Genomic DNA, 14,177 nt, shown 5'->3' with positions numbered 1-14,177 from the left:
AGTCCATCCACGGCTAACGGCCCGGATTTCGCTTCGCTCCATCCGGGCTACAGGACTAAAGGCCGCAGACGCATATCTGCCGCATGCTTTCCGCCGTTAACGTGCTGCGATCGAAATCACCGAAGCGCTCGATGAGGCGGAGGCCGCCCGAGGTCACGAGCAACGGCATCTCCTGCGGGAAGATGTTGCGCATCGGCAAGGCGGCTTGCCAAAAATCCTTCTCCGTCTTGCTCGACCAGCACCAATCCACGTGCCTGATCTGGGTGAGCGGGTCGTATCTCGCAGTCTCCTCGACAGTGATGGCGCCAAGGCGATCGTGGACCACCGTGCCGATCAACTCGCGCTTGTTGGGATCAGCGTTGAGCATGGCGATATTGGGCAGGAAGGCGTCGAACACCAGCCGACCCTGCGGCGACAGATGTCTGCCGACCGATCCGAAGAAGTCTCTGAAGTCGTCGAGACTATGCAGATGCAGGATCGAGTTCACGGCGACGACGATGGTGTCGAAAGTCCGCCCGCCGAGATCGAAATCGCGCATGTCCAACTCGACGAAGCCGGGCTCAACCGCGTTCGCCCTGGCGTAATCTCGCGCCCGCTCCAGCATCGCGCAAGACAGATCGCCTCCAATGACATCAAGGCCCGCCCGCGCCAATGGAACGGTGAGGCGACCGCTCCCACAGGCAAGATCGAGCACGCGGCCACCGCGTTCGCGCGCGATGTCGACATAGAAGCCTTCGAGGATCGGATCTGGCGGCGCCATCAGGTCATAGAGATCCGGCCGATCGTAGAGACTGTTCTGTTCCATGGAGACGATCGTAGCGAATAATTCCGTGCCCTGCATGCGGCGACTGCTGCGGCTCGACGAGCGCAGGCCGGAAGCCGCAAGGCTCGCACCTCAGATAACGCAGGCCTCGTGGCAGGAGTGCATGGCTGCTGTTCCAGCACGCCCAATTGTCTTGAGCGCCGACTGGCGAACGTGTAAGGCGCCAGGAGTCTCACCTCAGGTCCTCCAGTGAACCCCCTCCCCCAAAATCCCGTGGCCGCGTCCGGATCGTTCGCGGCGATGAGGTCCGTGCCCTACCGTCTCCAGTTCGCCTCTTACGTGCTGGCGATGATGGCCGACAATATCGAGCATGTGATCAGTTATTGGGTGGTGTTCCAGAAATTCCATTCGCCGACGCTGGGCGGGTTTGCCGTGCTGTCGCACTGGCTGCCGTTCCTGCTGTTCTCCGTCGCGGTCGGCGGCCTCGCCGACCGGTTTGATCCGCGCCGCATCATCCAGTGCGGCATGCTGCTGTTCATCGTCGCCTCCGCCGGTTGGGGCTTCTTCTTCCTGACCGATACGATCCAGATGTGGCACGCGATGCTGCTTCTGGTGATCCATGGCTGCGCCGGCGTGCTCTGGCAGACGCCGAACCAGCTCTTGCTCTACGACCTGGTCGGCCCGGCCGACCTGCCGAGCGCGGTGCGGCTGAACGCGATGGCGCGCTATCTCGGCATCCTGGTCGGACCTGCGGTGGGCGGGCTCATCATGCTGACGCTCGGTCCCTCGCACGGCATCATCTTCAACACGCTGTTCTATCTGCCGATGCTGCTGTGGCTGTTCTGGGCCCCGATCAGGGACAAGAGCGTGGCGGCGCGCCGCTTCGCGGTGCGCGGCCTCGCCGACATCGTGCTCACCATCCGCGCGATCGGCACCCAGCCCGTGCTGTCGGCGATGACGTGGCTCGCCGGCCTCACCTCCTTCATGATCGGCAACGCCTATCACGCCCAGATGCCGGGCTATGCCGGCGATCTCGGCCATGGCGATCCCGGCGTCTCCTACAGCGTGCTGCTCGCCGCGGACGCGGCCGGCGCATTGCTGGCCGGCATCGCGCTGGAATCCTGGGGACGGCTGAAGGGCACCCCGCGCACCGCGATCACGCTGGCGATGCTGTGGAGCGTGGCGCTGCTCGGCTTCGCGCTCGTGCCGGTCTATCCGGTCGCGATCGCGCTATTGTTCTTCGCGGGCTTCTTCGAGCTCTCCTTCAACACCATGGCGCAGGCGCTGGTGCAGCTCAACGCGCCGCACGACGTCCGCGGCCGCGTCGTCGGCCTCTACAACATGGCCGGGCTCGGGATGCGGGCCTTCAGCGGCATCACGATCGGGGTATCAGGCGCGGCGATCGGCATCCACTGGTCGCTCGGCTTGTCGGCCGCCGTGCTGCTGGCGCTGCTGTGCCTGCTTTATGGGCGCGCCGCGAGGAAGCCGAGCCCCGCCTGAAGGTGTGGCTTTTCGAGCGCATCGTGTCTGTCCGTGTCCAGCGCGCCCGATCCTAACGCGGCATTAACCCTGTGCACCTTAGGGTCGCAAGGACTCCGCCCGGGCGGGGGGTCGGGTGTTGGAAATGGCGTTGGCGAACAAAAAATTTCTTCCGGCCGCCGAGGAGCGCAGGCGCTTCCAGCGGGTGAAGGTGCACCTGCTCGGCCGCTACATGCTGCCGGACCGCCGGGAATTCCCCTGCCAGGTGATCAACATGTCGCCGGGCGGCCTCGCTTTGCTCGCCCCCGGCATCGGCAATGTCGGCGACCGCGTGGTCGCCTATCTCGACCATATCGGCCGCGTCGAGGGCAAGATCACCCGGATCATCGACAACGGCTTCGCCATGACCATCGGTGCGACGCCGCGCAAGCGCGACAAGCTCGCCGCGCAGCTGACCTGGCTCGCCAACCGCGACATCCTCAATCTGCCGGAGGACCGCCGCCACGACCGCATCGTGCCGCGCAACCCGATCGCGGTGCTGACGCTCGAGGACGGCACCAAGATGACCTGCCGCATCATCGACCTCTCGCTGTCGGGCGCGGCGATCGCTGCCGAGAACCGGCCACCGCTAAAATCGACGGTTCTGCTCGGCCGGGTCCAGGGCCGCGTGGTCCGAAACCTCGAGGACGGCTTCGCGCTGGAGTTCATGCACGAGCAGCCGGCAGAGACACTCGAAGAGAGCGTTACCGCGCGGTAAAGCGCAAGGACGCGAAAACCTCCATATTTCCAGGCTCGAAGGCGGCTTCCGCGATGCGGACGCCGCCTTTTTCATGTCCCGCGGCGAATGGCCAGCGGTTAACGGAGGGGCTGCAGATGAGCGCAAACAACGCTCCTCCCAGCGCTTCCGCGTTAATAGATAAAATTTGAATCAATTGCAGTCATATCCAATTTTACGCGAATTCTATTCAAGTATAGATCGAATTCGCCGCGCCTTTTACTTGCATTCGTCTCGACTTGACTTGGTCGACTTAGCGGCAACTCAAAAGCTCCGTGCGAAATGTGGTCCCAACAAGAAACGGGGGCCGCAATGTTTGACTTCAGGGGACGGGGGAAGGGACTGGCGCTGGCCGCCATGCTCTTCGGGATCAGCGCGGCAGCGCAGGCCGGCGAAGGCCGTCTGCTCTACGCGAGCCTCGGCGACACCACGCGTGCGCCGATCGGCTGGGTCGAGTTCTGCGCGGACAATGCTACCCAGTGCCAGGGCGCACCGCTGCAGCCCCGCGACATCGTGATGTCGCAGGCCGCATGGCGCGACCTCGTCAAGGTCAATCGCTGGGTCAACGAGACCGTCAAGCCTCTGACCGACCAGGAGCACTGGGGCGTGATCGAGAAGTGGTCGCTGCCGTCAGACGGTTACGGCGACTGTGAAGACTACGTGCTGTTGAAGCGCAAGATGCTGATGGACGCCGGCTGGCCGCGCCAGGCCCTGCTCATCACCGTGGTGCGCGACAAGAAGGGCGAAGGCCACGCGGTGCTGACGGTGAAGACCGACAAGGGCGAGTTCATTCTCGACAATCAGAACGAGAACGTCCTCGCCTGGACGGAGACCGGCTACCGCTTCGTCAAGCGCCAGTCGCAGAGCGATCCCAACGTCTGGGTCTCGCTGGGCGATACCAAGCCGGCGGTCTCCACCGCCAGCGCGAAAGATTAGTAGGAACGAGACAACAGGTTACGCGACCCGGTCACATCCCCACCCCTCCCCGTCCCAGACCGGTTCGCGCGCGGCCAGCCATCCCCCAATGGCTGGCCGCAACTTTTTGGGAAAGCGCGATCAGCTCTGCTGGCCTTGGCGCGACCAGGGTACGCGTGCGGCGGCAAAATCCCGCCAGCTATCCTGCAAGCCCTGCTGCACGCCGATCGATGCCCGCGCCTGCCAGCCGGCGATCGCGGCCGCCGCAATGGCGCTGTCGCGATCGTCAGCGCCGAGCCCGTCGAGCAACGAGGCCGTCACCGCCATGTCGTTGAAGACGCCGAGCTCCTCCTGCAAGCCGGCGAGCCGGCGCGCGAATTTTCGCGCGGACTTGCGATCCTCGTACAGCGGCAGCAGGAACTCGCTGAGATAGCGCAGCCGCTTGGTGGCGAGCCGCACGCGGTGCAGCTCGTCGACCGTCAGCGACTTGAAGCGGCGGCCGCGCTTGAGCACCTTCGCGTGCTGTTCCGATAGGACGCGCTGCGCGAAATTGAGGGCGGGCTCGGCGAGCCGGCCGAGATCTTCGGGCGCGACGCCGTTGCGCCAGCCGCGCGTCTCGATCCAACCGCCGAGGCCGATCAGGAAGAGCGCGCAGCGGCGATCATCGAGCGCGTGGCGGGCGCTGCGATAGGCTTCCGCCTGACGCTGAGCCGCGGCCCGCCCAAGCGCATCGAAGCCCGCGACCGAAGGACAGGCTCTTGCGATCGCCGGCAAGGTGTCGAGCTGGAACACGTCCCAGTCGCGCGCGGCGGACAGGCCTTGCGCCAGCCATTTGGCCTCCGAACGCAGCGCCTCGAGATTGCTGAGCGCGCCGACCGAACGCATCAGGTCGAGCGCGGATCGCAGCCGGCGCAGCGAGACGCGCAGCTGATGCACGCCTTCCGGATTGCGGCCGTCCTCGGCCGCCGGCAGCGATTGCAGCAGGTGAAGGAAGCAGGTGCGCAAGATGGTCGCGAAGGCTTCGTCGAGCGTCACGGAGGGATCGAGACGAAGCTTGCGCGGCCGGCGAGCCGACGGCGGCAGGTCCGCGGCAAGATCGAAGCCGCGCGCCGACTTGCTGCGGATGGACGGCTTCACCGTTCCGTGCTCCGCAAGGCGCAGGGCGATCTCGTAGATCACGCTCGTGCTGCCGCTCTTCAGCTCCAGCTCGATCTCGCTGACAGGAACCGACCGGTCACCGGCCGTCAGCTCGCCCTGGTCGCAGGCGACCTCGACCGTGCCGGATGGCAGGTCTATGATGCGCGTGTGACGATGCACATCGGCCGTGAACACCGCTTCGAGCGGCTGCGCTTTGAGTCGCTCGCGAATCTTCTCGGGAATGAACGGCATCGCCAAAGCGAGATCGGGCGCAAGCGAAGGCACGCTTGCTTCCCATTCGCCGCGACGCAACGGATCGTCCGCAACCTCGGTCTTCACGGTCTGCACGAAACGCGTGCCGCTCTGGCGGACGCGCAAGCTCAGGCCGGCGCGACGAAGCGCCCGCTCGGGCGTGTCGTAGTAGACGGATTTGAGACGTTTGCGCGTGCCCTTGTTGCGTGCGTTCGCCGCGATGACGGGCGCTGCGCCGAAATGCGCCATGCGATCGGCACCAACGAGCAGCTTGAGCTCGATTTCGGCGGCGGGAGATGCGGGCTGGGTCGGGCTCGGCGCGGGCGTCACGTCCTGCGATGGCGTCTGCTCAATGGCAGCGCGCTCCTCGACCGTCGCGGGTTCCACGCTGACGTCCTCGCGTTGCCCCGGGAAGCCGGTAAGGAGCTGCGCTCTCTTGGTGTTCCCAACAGCAGGATTGGCTTCCGGTGCCCCCGGAGTCTTGCGAGCCGGCGCAGCATCTGACTTTAGCATTTGCGGTAACATGACAGTTCAATGACAGGCGACAGGGATATAGCCTGTACAGCCTGCGAGGAATAGTCACATCAGATCGGCGCGCATCATGATTCACATGTAGCTCGCCAGGTAAAAGCTGCAGCCGCCGGCCCAAGCCCCCTACGACACGCCGAGAGATGCCGCTCATTCTGCCGCTTCAAGATTGGCCGGCTTTTCAGCCTCGCCGAGCGGGGAAACCGCCGGGCCGTTGAGCGCGGTGCCATCGGGTGCAAACTGCGATCCGTGACATGGGCAGTCCCAGCACTGTTCGAGTGAGTTCCAGTGCACGACGCAGCCCAAATGGGTGCAGCTCGCCGAATGCAAATGCAAATGTCCGCTTCGGTCCCGGCACGCCGCGATCTTCTTCAGTCCGCTTCGGAAGAGGCGCCCCTCGCCGGGCCGCAGTTGTTCAGCGCTCGCGATTTCACTTGCGGTGAGATACTCCGCGAAATTCTTGATAGGGGTGATGTTCTCGCTGATGAACTCGCCGATGTTCCTTTGAATCTTCCGCGACGGAGCGTAGACGTCCTCCCAGGCACTTGCGCCGCTGGTGATGAGATCCGCGATCAGCATGCCGGCCACGAGCCCGTTGGTGATCCCCTGCCCGGAGTCGCCGCTGACAACGAATACATGCTCCTCGCCGGGGCTGCGGCCGATGAAGCCGGCGAAATCGACCGGCTCCAGCACCTGACCCGACCACCGATGGGTGACCTCGCGCAAATCCGGCAATCGCTCGCGCGCCCAGCGCTCGAGCGCGTCAAGGCGCTGTGCGCCATCATTCGCCTCACCCGACTTGTGATCTTCGCCGCCGATGATCACGATGTCCTCGTCGGCAGATAACGGGTGGAGGCGGACATAATGATAAGGATCGAGCGTGTCCCAATAGAGCGCATCCTCCACGGCGCCGGCCGCAATCTTCGCGGCGAGTGCATAAGTGCGGTAAGGCGCCTGCTTAGTGTGGATCGCCACCTGAACATTGACGGGCGAGTTGGTCGCAACCACCACGTCGGCGGCGTGAACCTCGTAGCCTGAGGCGGTGGTGACGACCATGCTACCCTGGCGTTGCTGGATGCTCTCGACGCAGGTGTCAGCATAGAGCTGGGCTCCCCGGCGCTGCAGTGCGCTCGCCAGACCGGCGAGATATTTAGTCGGATGCAGGCGCGCCTGGCGCGGAAAGCGCAGCGAACGCGTCTGACCGCTGTCATGGAATGGTGTCCGCTCGATGCAATTTTCGACCGGAATCTGCAGCTTGCGACAGCAGTCCAATTCACTATCCAGCTCGGATGCGGACGTTTCGGATGCCAGTACCCAATAGCCATCGACGCGCTTAAAACCGCAATCGATGTGCTCGGCGCCTTGGATGGCCTCGACGCGATCGATCGCGGCAGCGACGCTCTGATAGTAACGCCGCGCACAGTCAGGGCCGCGGACTCGCACAAACGCATCATAACCATCATCAAGCGCGGTCGCCAGATGCGCCGTGGTGCGCGCCGTCATCCCGCTGCCGATGCGGCCGCGATCGATCACTGCGACCGAACGTCCATGGCAAGCAAGTTCATATGCGACCGAAAGCCCGGCTATTCCGGAGCCGACCACGGCAACGTCCACGCCGACCGTACTCGACAGCACCGGAGCTTCGGCGACAGATACGTCCATCCAGAGGGACCACGTGTGCTCATCCCGTACATTCATGGCGCTACTCCTCGGAAGAACAAACGATGCAGCAGAATGACGGTTCCTATGTGCGCTATCGACCGATGAGATCGCCGCATTCATTAGGAACCTTCATCGTGCTCGCGCTTGAACCGGCATGAAAAGTCCATCACCGGGGATGCGCAGGGCGCTGCGCCAGGCGCGATTGTACGGGCACCTGCTCGTCCGCAACGACAGGCTGTATCACCCGGGCGGCAATCATCCGATCTGCTCGATACAGCTTGCACGAGAGATGGTCAGGTCAGGATGGATGACCAAGCACGACGGCGAATACGAGATCACGGCAGAGGGGCAGCTTGCCGCCGAAAGCGAAATCGGTCGCTGAGGTCGATGCGGCACCGTCCAATTCCCGGCCGGGAGTCGGGCCTGTTGACTGATCCGGCGATTACATCATTGACTAGCGGCACGGTCCTCACAAAGAGCTGCCATGCCCTCGTTCCGTCCCGTTATCGCGTTGTCGAGAGGCCTCGAGGTCCTGCGCGTCATCAACCAGGAACGGCAATCGACCGTAGGCTCGCTGCATAAGGCGACGGGCCTCAACAAGGCAACAATCGTCCGCATGCTCGAAACGCTGGAGCATGAAGGATATGTAGTGCGGCGCGCCGAGCCGCCCAGCTATGCCCCGACCGGACGGGCGCTCCTGCTCAGCGCCGGCTACGACGAACCCAATTGGATCGGCGGTATCGCCGAACCGATGCTCAACAAGTTTCGCCAACAGATTCAGTGGCCCTCGGACGTGGCCGTGCTCGACGAGGAATCCATGGTGATCGCGCATACGACGCGGATCGGCGGTTCGCTGCTCTTCTACCGTCCGCCGGGTTTTCGCTTTCCCGTGCTGGGCACCTCGATGGGGCGCGCCTATTTGGCGTTTTGCGAACCGGCCGAGCAGGAGCGCATCGCGGCGCGCCTTGCCCTCAGCCCGGAGCCCTGGAACGACCTCGCCCGCAATCCCGCCAAACTCACCAAGGTGCTGCGCGCGATCCGGAAAGCCGGATTCGCAGTGATGGACGAGAGCTACAGCCGCCGCATCTTCGGCGGCGCCGTCTGGGCGATCGGCGTTCCGGTCGCTGTTCCGAACCGCCTGTTCGCAAGCATGAACGTGATGATGCTGCGCGAGGCCGTCAGCACCGAGGAAGGTCTCAGGCGCTTCGTGCCTCAGATGAAGAAAGTCGCCTCCGCACTGGCCGAGACGCTCAGCGCCAGGCTTGCTGCGGCCGGCCCGTCCGCGGCCGCCAAGAGCTAGCCATTTCACACAATGAAATGTTGTTTCTATTTGGCTCTGCTCGTGTGACATCTCTGCCCGGCGGCCAAAGGGCGCCCAAAGACGCAACAAAACCGGAGGGGCAAGTGAGGACATTCGTCGCAATGCTGGGCGCTGCGATTGCAGGCCTGGTGCTGGCCACGGCTGATGGGGCTGCGGCCGAAGCCTGGCCGACCAAAGCAATCAAGATCGTCGTGTCGACGCCCGCCGGCGGCATCACCGATGCGTTCGCCCGCGCCTATGGCGATTACATCTCTCAGAAGCTCGGACAGCCGGTCGTCGTCGAAAACAAGACGGGAGCGAGCGGCGCGCTGGCAGCCCAATCGGTCAAGGATTCGCCGGCGGACGGCCATACGCTGATGTACACGATCTCGTCCACGCTGCTCGGAAACCGGCTGCTGCTGAAGTCGCTCGCCTACGATCCGGACAAGGATTTCACGATCGTCGCGATGACGCCATCGGGTCATCTGCCGCTGGTCGTCCATTCCGCTACCGGTGCAAAGTCCATCGAAGATTTCGTCGCCTATGCGCGCCGCAACAAGGTCACGGCCGGGTCGTATGGGATCGGTTCGTTCGCGCACATCGCGATCGCCGAGCTCAATCGCCAATACGGCCTCGACATCTCCATCGTGCATTACCGCGGCGAAGCGCCGATGTGGCAGGACCTGGCGGCCGGCGTCATCCAGGCCGCGACCGGCAGCTACCAAGCCGCGCTTCCGGTCCTTGATACCGGCGTCGGCCGCGCGATCGCTGTTCCGTCACTGGTTCGCATGAAGAAGCTGCCGGACACCAAGACGTTCACCGAGCAGGGGGTCACCGGCAAGGTCTTCCAGCTGACCAGCTTCACGACCCTCGTGGCGCCCGCTGCGACGCCGACCGACCGGATCGAGCTGCTCGCCAAGCTGATGGTCGAAGGCGGCAAGACCGAGCGTGTCCAGAAGCTGCTGGAGGCCTTCGGGGTCGATGCGCCGGCAATGGACCGCGCATCCTCGGTCGCCCTCTACGAAAAAGAAGGGCCGGTCTGGCTGGAGTCGATCAAGAATCTCGGATTGGAGCCACAATAGCGTCCGGACCCGCCGATCCCGTGCGCTGGCGACGCCCTTCTCACGCCCCCAGCACGTCCGCCAGCCGCAATTCATCGGCGGCGGGATCCTTCAGGAACAGCTCCGCCTCGATCTCGTTCAGGTGCGACAGCATCAAGGCGCCGGCGCGCGCCTTGTCGCGCTTGCGGATCGCGGCGGCGATCCCGGCATGATGATCGGTGCCGCACGCGGGCGTGTCGTGACGGCGGTAGAGCAGGATGATGAGCGAGGAGCGCGCGATCAGCTCCTTCAGGAAGCCGAGATAGATGCTGTGGCCACTCATCTCGGCGACGAGACGATGAAACTCGCCGGAGAGCCGCACCGAGGCGCGGGCATCGCCGCGCAACTCGGCCTCGCGTTCTTCCGTGAGATGGTGCTGCAGGCGATCGAGCCAGGCCGGCGAGACGGCGTCAATGGCGCGGTCCACGATGCTGGGCTCGATCAGGCGCCGCGCCTCGAACACCTCGCGGGCATCAGCCGGCGTCGGGCGCGCAACGAAAGCGCCGCGATTCTTCTCGATGTTGACGATGCCCTCATGCGCAAGCTGCTGCAGCGCTGAGCGCACCAGCGTCCGGCTCGCGCCGTAGATGTCGCCGATCTCGTCCTCCCCGAGCTTGGTGCCGGGCAGCAGGCGATGCTCGAGGATCGCGGCAGTCACACCCTCCCGGATACGGCTGACGCGATCGCTCGCATCTGGCGCATCGGATTTCTGGCGGGTCTTGGCGGCCATGATTGTGAGGGCTCGATCGACGAACGTTCGGCCTGCAATGTTAGTCGACGAGCTGTATCCAATCACAGGCCAAACTTTATACAATCTTCGCCCGTTTTGTGTGCAGCTGGCTGCACGGGTGACGGCCCGACAAATTGGGACGGAATCGATCTAACGATCTGACTCCGCTGCACAGTTTTTGAAATTCGCATCGTCGCGGGCTGTTGGCACGGACCTTGCGGAGAGAGCGGGACGCAACGCCCTCCTCGGACACGCCATGGCCATTCCCGCCGCTCTCGAACTGGTCGCCGTCACCAAGCGCTACGACGCCACGCTGGCCGTTGACAACGTCAACCTGAAGATCCCGGCCGGCACCTATTGCTGCCTGCTCGGCCCCTCCGGCTGCGGCAAGACCTCGACGCTGCGCATGATCGCAGGTCACGAGGCGGTCAGCGAAGGCGACATCATCCTCGGCGCGCAGAACGTCACCGACCTCGAGCCCGCCAAGCGCGGCACCGCGATGATGTTCCAGTCCTACGCGCTATTTCCGCACCTCTCCGTGCTCGACAACGTCGCCTTCGCCCTGAAGATGCGCGGCATCGACAAGCCGACGCGGCACAAGCGCGCCGGCGAATTGCTCGAGCTGGTCGCGATGAGCCAATATGCAGGCCGTCTTCCGGCGCAGCTCTCGGGCGGCCAGCAGCAGCGCGTAGCGCTCGCGCGCGCGCTGATCACCGAGCCGCAGATCCTCCTGCTCGACGAGCCGCTCTCGGCGCTCGATCCGTTCCTGCGCGTCAAGATGCGCGGCGAGCTGAAGCGGCTGCAGCGCGAGCTCGGCATCAGCTTCATCCAGGTTACCCACGGCCAGGAAGAGGCGATGGCCCTCGCCGACCACATCGTGGTGATGAACCACGGCAGGATCGAGCAGCAGGGCACGGCGCGCGACATCTTCCATCGTCCCCGCACCGAATTCGTGGCCCGATTCATCGGCGGACACAACGTGCTCAGCGACGCCGGCAATCTCATCGCCGTTCGCGCCGATCAGCTCGGCATCGTGCCGTTCGTCGACGGCGCCTTCGGCGCGCCGGCGCTGCTGACCCAGACCGAGTACCAGGGCTCCTACATCGCCGTCTCGCTCACGCTCGACGACGGCACCGCCCTGTTCTCCCACGTTCCCGAGGCCGCCTTCGACGTGCATCCGTTCCGTCCGGGCGATCGCGTGCTGGCGACCTGGGATCCCGCCAAGGCGCAACGCCTGCAATAGCACCCTTCACCACGGAATGCGCAACACAGAGGAGTGAGCGAAATGACCGAGACGACCAGGAAGACCGGCGTCAGCCGCCGCACGCTATTGAAGGGCACCGCGGGTCTCGCCGGCCTCGCCGCCGGCTCCGGCGCGATCACCGGCTTTCCTTACGTGAAGTCGGCCGATGCGAAGGTGCTCCGCTATCTCGGCACGGCCGTGAACGAGGGCGACGACATCGCCAAGCAATGCCTGAAGGACACTGGTATCAAGATCGAATACATCACCGCAACCACGGACGACGTCACCAAGCGCGTGATGACCCAGCCGAATTCCTTCGACGTGCTTGATACCGAATATTTCTCGCTGAAGAAGCTGGTGCCGTCGGGCAACATCCTTGCGCTCGACGCCAAGAAGATCAAGGAGTTCGGCAACATCACCCCCGTCTTCACCAAGGGCGAGACGCCCGGCGGCAAGAAGATCGGCGGCCAGGGCACCGCGCCCTGGAAGGTGCTCTATCTCGAAGGCAAGGACTCCAAGAAGTTCGCGACGTCGGCGACCGAATTCGTCACGCTGATCCCGACCGTCTACAACGCCGACACGCTCGGCATCCGCCCCGACCTGATCAAGCGCCCGATCAGCACCTGGGCCGAGCTGCTCAGCCCCGAATTCAAGGGCAAGGCCTCGATCCTCAACATCCCCTCGATCGGCATCATGGATGCCGCCATGGTCGTGGAAGCCTCCGGCAAGTACAAATATGCCGACAAGGGCAACATGACCAAGGAAGAGATCGATCTCACCATGAAGGTGATGACCGAGGCCAAGAAGGCCGGCCAGTTCCGCGCCTTCTGGAAGGACTTCAACGAGAGCGTCAACCTGATGGCCTCGGGCGAGACCGTGATTCAGTCGATGTGGTCACCGGCGGTTACCAAGGTGCGCTCGATGGGCATCCCCTGCACCTTCCAGCCGCTGAAGGAAGGCTACCGGTCCTGGGCTTCCGGCTTCTGCGTGTCGAAGGGCGTCTCGGGTGCCAAGCTCGAATGGGCCTATGAATTCGTGAACTGGTTCCTGTCGGGCTTTGCCGGCGCCTATCTCAACCGCCAGGGCTATTACTCCGCCGTGCTCTCCACCGCGAAGGCCCACATGGAGCCCTACGAATGGGCCTACTGGATGGAAGGCAAGCCGGCCGAGAAGGACATCAAGGCGCCCGACGGCTCGCTGCTTGAAAAGGCCGGCGCGGTGCGTGACGGCGGCTCCTACGAGGATCGCATGGGCGGGGTCGCGTGCTGGAACGCCGTGATGGACGAGAACGACTACATGGTCCGCAAGTGGAACGAGTTCATCGCGGCGTAACGGACATGTCGGAAGAGGTCCTGCAACAGGCAGCCCCGGGCTTGATCCCGGGGTCGGGCACAGCGCGCGCCGCAAAGCCGACGCGCCTGTCGCCGTCCTTCATCTCCTGGCTCCAGGCCGGGCCGATGATGCTGGTGTTTCTCGCGTTCTTCCTCATTCCGCTCGTCTTCGTCGTCATCGTCTCGTTCTGGGACTACAACGAATACCAGCTGCTGCCGGCTTTCTCCGGCCGCGGCTACACCGACACGTTCGAAGGCTGCATCGCGCAGCTCCCTGAGCTCTGCACCATCGCCAAGACCTATCTAAAGACGCTGAAGCTCTGCTTCCTGGTCTGGGCCATCACCCTCTTCGTCGGCTTCTGGGTCGCCTACTTCCTCGCCTTCCACGTCAAGTCCAAGACCTGGCAGATGGGCTTGTCGCTGCTCTGCACGATCCCGTTCTGGACCTCCAACGTGATCCGCATGATCGCCTGGATCCCGCTGCTCGGCCGCAACGGCCTCGTGAACACCGGCCTGATGAAGACGGGCCTGATCAACCATCCCGTGGAATGGCTGCTGTTCTCCGAATTCTCCGTGGTGCTGGCACTGGTGCACCTCTTCACCTTCTTCATGGTGGTGCCGATCTTCAACTCGATGGTGCGCATCGACAAGTCGCTGATCGAGGCCGCCTATGATGCCGGCGCCAGCGGTTTCCAGACCCTCGTCAACGTCATCATTCCGCTGGCCAAGCCCGGCATCGTGATCGGCTCGATCTTCGTCATCACCATCGTGATGGGCGACTTCATCACCATCGGCGTGATGGGCGGCCAGCAGATCGCCGCCGCCGGCAAGATCATCGAGACGCGGGTCAACGCGCTGCAATTCCCCGCCGCCGCGGCCAATGCCGTGATCCTCCTCGCAATCACCTTCCTGATCATCACCATGATGTCGCGCATCGTCGACATCAAGAAGGAGCTCTAGAG

13 protein-coding genes are annotated in these 14,177 nt (G+C 64.1%); 9 read left to right on the top strand and 4 right to left on the bottom strand.

Annotated features, from left to right (window positions below; translation table 11 throughout):
* Positions 1-55: 55 nt before the first annotated feature.
* Positions 56-805, bottom strand: coding sequence for a class I SAM-dependent methyltransferase (locus tag XF30_RS16335; RefSeq protein WP_158284384.1), 750 nt, complete (start codon positions 803-805; stop codon positions 56-58).
* A 207-nt stretch (positions 806-1,012) separates the two neighbouring features.
* Between XF30_RS16335 and XF30_RS16330 the strand changes: the two genes are divergently transcribed.
* From XF30_RS16330 to XF30_RS16320, 3 genes are all read left to right on the top strand, one after another.
* Positions 1,013-2,263 (top strand): MFS transporter, encoded by a 1,251-nt coding sequence (locus tag XF30_RS16330; protein ID WP_283811142.1) that lies wholly within the window; start codon positions 1,013-1,015, stop codon positions 2,261-2,263.
* A 124-nt stretch (positions 2,264-2,387) separates the two neighbouring features.
* Entirely contained in the window at positions 2,388-2,999 is a 612-nt protein-coding gene (locus tag XF30_RS16325) for a PilZ domain-containing protein (protein ID WP_026312634.1), read from the top strand.
* A gap of 330 nt (positions 3,000-3,329) precedes the next feature.
* Positions 3,330-3,953 (top strand): transglutaminase-like cysteine peptidase, encoded by a 624-nt coding sequence (locus tag XF30_RS16320; RefSeq protein WP_192893166.1) that lies wholly within the window; start codon positions 3,330-3,332, stop codon positions 3,951-3,953.
* Positions 3,954-4,073: 120 nt separating this feature from the next.
* On the opposite strand, the gene XF30_RS16315 is transcribed toward XF30_RS16320, so the two are convergent.
* Positions 4,074-5,834 carry a CYTH and CHAD domain-containing protein gene (locus XF30_RS16315; RefSeq protein WP_109143300.1) on the bottom strand — a complete coding sequence of 587 codons (1,761 nt, stop codon included), beginning with the start codon at positions 5,832-5,834 and terminating at the stop codon, positions 4,074-4,076.
* 165 nt (positions 5,835-5,999) lie between these two features.
* Entirely contained in the window at positions 6,000-7,547 is a 1,548-nt protein-coding gene (locus XF30_RS16310; RefSeq protein WP_192893165.1) for an FAD-dependent oxidoreductase, read from the bottom strand.
* Positions 7,548-7,686: 139 nt separating this feature from the next.
* On the opposite strand from XF30_RS16310, the gene XF30_RS16305 reads away from it, so the two are divergent.
* The 3 genes from XF30_RS16305 (at position 7,687) to XF30_RS16295 (ending at position 9,893) form a co-directional block, all read left to right on the top strand.
* Positions 7,687-7,893, top strand: a complete 207-nt coding sequence (locus tag XF30_RS16305; protein WP_225114709.1) for a hypothetical protein — start codon at positions 7,687-7,689, stop codon at positions 7,891-7,893.
* A 102-nt stretch (positions 7,894-7,995) separates the two neighbouring features.
* Positions 7,996-8,811, top strand: coding sequence for a helix-turn-helix domain-containing protein (locus tag XF30_RS16300; RefSeq protein WP_036015272.1), 816 nt, complete (start codon positions 7,996-7,998; stop codon positions 8,809-8,811).
* 104 nt (positions 8,812-8,915) lie between these two features.
* Positions 8,916-9,893 (top strand): Bug family tripartite tricarboxylate transporter substrate binding protein, encoded by a 978-nt coding sequence (locus XF30_RS16295; RefSeq protein WP_036029677.1) that lies wholly within the window; start codon positions 8,916-8,918, stop codon positions 9,891-9,893.
* A 40-nt stretch (positions 9,894-9,933) separates the two neighbouring features.
* Here the strand turns inward: XF30_RS16295 and XF30_RS16290 are convergent, their stop codons facing one another.
* Positions 9,934-10,641 carry a GntR family transcriptional regulator gene (locus tag XF30_RS16290; RefSeq protein ID WP_036044008.1) on the bottom strand — a complete coding sequence of 236 codons (708 nt, stop codon included), beginning with the start codon at positions 10,639-10,641 and terminating at the stop codon, positions 9,934-9,936.
* Between the two features lie 256 nt (positions 10,642-10,897).
* On the opposite strand from XF30_RS16290, the gene XF30_RS16285 reads away from it, so the two are divergent.
* The 3 genes from XF30_RS16285 to XF30_RS16275 are packed head-to-tail and all read left to right on the top strand — an operon-like array spanning position 10,898 to position 14,175.
* The gene (locus XF30_RS16285; protein WP_036015276.1) at positions 10,898-11,884 is read left to right on the top strand and encodes an ABC transporter ATP-binding protein; all 987 of its coding nucleotides are present in this window, start codon (positions 10,898-10,900) and stop codon (positions 11,882-11,884) included.
* Between the two features lie 42 nt (positions 11,885-11,926).
* The gene (locus XF30_RS16280; RefSeq protein ID WP_109143298.1) at positions 11,927-13,216 is read left to right on the top strand and encodes an ABC transporter substrate-binding protein; all 1,290 of its coding nucleotides are present in this window, start codon (positions 11,927-11,929) and stop codon (positions 13,214-13,216) included.
* A 5-nt stretch (positions 13,217-13,221) separates the two neighbouring features.
* Positions 13,222-14,175 (top strand): ABC transporter permease, encoded by a 954-nt coding sequence (locus XF30_RS16275; protein WP_036015279.1) that lies wholly within the window; start codon positions 13,222-13,224, stop codon positions 14,173-14,175.
* The last annotated feature ends 2 nt before the right edge of the window (positions 14,176-14,177 follow it).

The sequence above is a fragment of the Bradyrhizobium sp. SUTN9-2 genome, assembly GCF_003122645.1.
Lineage (GTDB): Bacteria > Pseudomonadota > Alphaproteobacteria > Rhizobiales > Xanthobacteraceae > Bradyrhizobium > Bradyrhizobium yuanmingense.
This window is presented reverse-complemented; position numbering and strand designations above follow the sequence as displayed.

Excerpts from the sequence above, each read along its gene's own strand:
- XF30_RS16335 (WP_158284384.1), bottom strand. The coding sequence starts at position 805 with ATGGAACAGAACAGTCTCTACGATCGGCCGGATCTCTATGACCTGATG.
- XF30_RS16325 (WP_026312634.1), top strand. The coding sequence starts at position 2,388 with ATGGCGTTGGCGAACAAAAAATTTCTTCCGGCCGCCGAGGAGCGCAGG.
- XF30_RS16320 (WP_192893166.1), top strand. The coding sequence starts at position 3,330 with ATGTTTGACTTCAGGGGACGGGGGAAGGGACTGGCGCTGGCCGCCATG.
- XF30_RS16315 (WP_109143300.1), bottom strand. The coding sequence starts at position 5,834 with ATGCTAAAGTCAGATGCTGCGCCGGCTCGCAAGACTCCGGGGGCACCG.
- XF30_RS16310 (WP_192893165.1), bottom strand. The coding sequence starts at position 7,547 with ATGAATGTACGGGATGAGCACACGTGGTCCCTCTGGATGGACGTATCT.
- XF30_RS16305 (WP_225114709.1), top strand. The coding sequence starts at position 7,687 with ATGCGCAGGGCGCTGCGCCAGGCGCGATTGTACGGGCACCTGCTCGTC.
- XF30_RS16300 (WP_036015272.1), top strand. The coding sequence starts at position 7,996 with ATGCCCTCGTTCCGTCCCGTTATCGCGTTGTCGAGAGGCCTCGAGGTC.
- XF30_RS16290 (WP_036044008.1), bottom strand. The coding sequence starts at position 10,641 with ATGGCCGCCAAGACCCGCCAGAAATCCGATGCGCCAGATGCGAGCGAT.
- XF30_RS16285 (WP_036015276.1), top strand. The coding sequence starts at position 10,898 with ATGGCCATTCCCGCCGCTCTCGAACTGGTCGCCGTCACCAAGCGCTAC.
- XF30_RS16280 (WP_109143298.1), top strand. The coding sequence starts at position 11,927 with ATGACCGAGACGACCAGGAAGACCGGCGTCAGCCGCCGCACGCTATTG.
- XF30_RS16275 (WP_036015279.1), top strand. The coding sequence starts at position 13,222 with ATGTCGGAAGAGGTCCTGCAACAGGCAGCCCCGGGCTTGATCCCGGGG.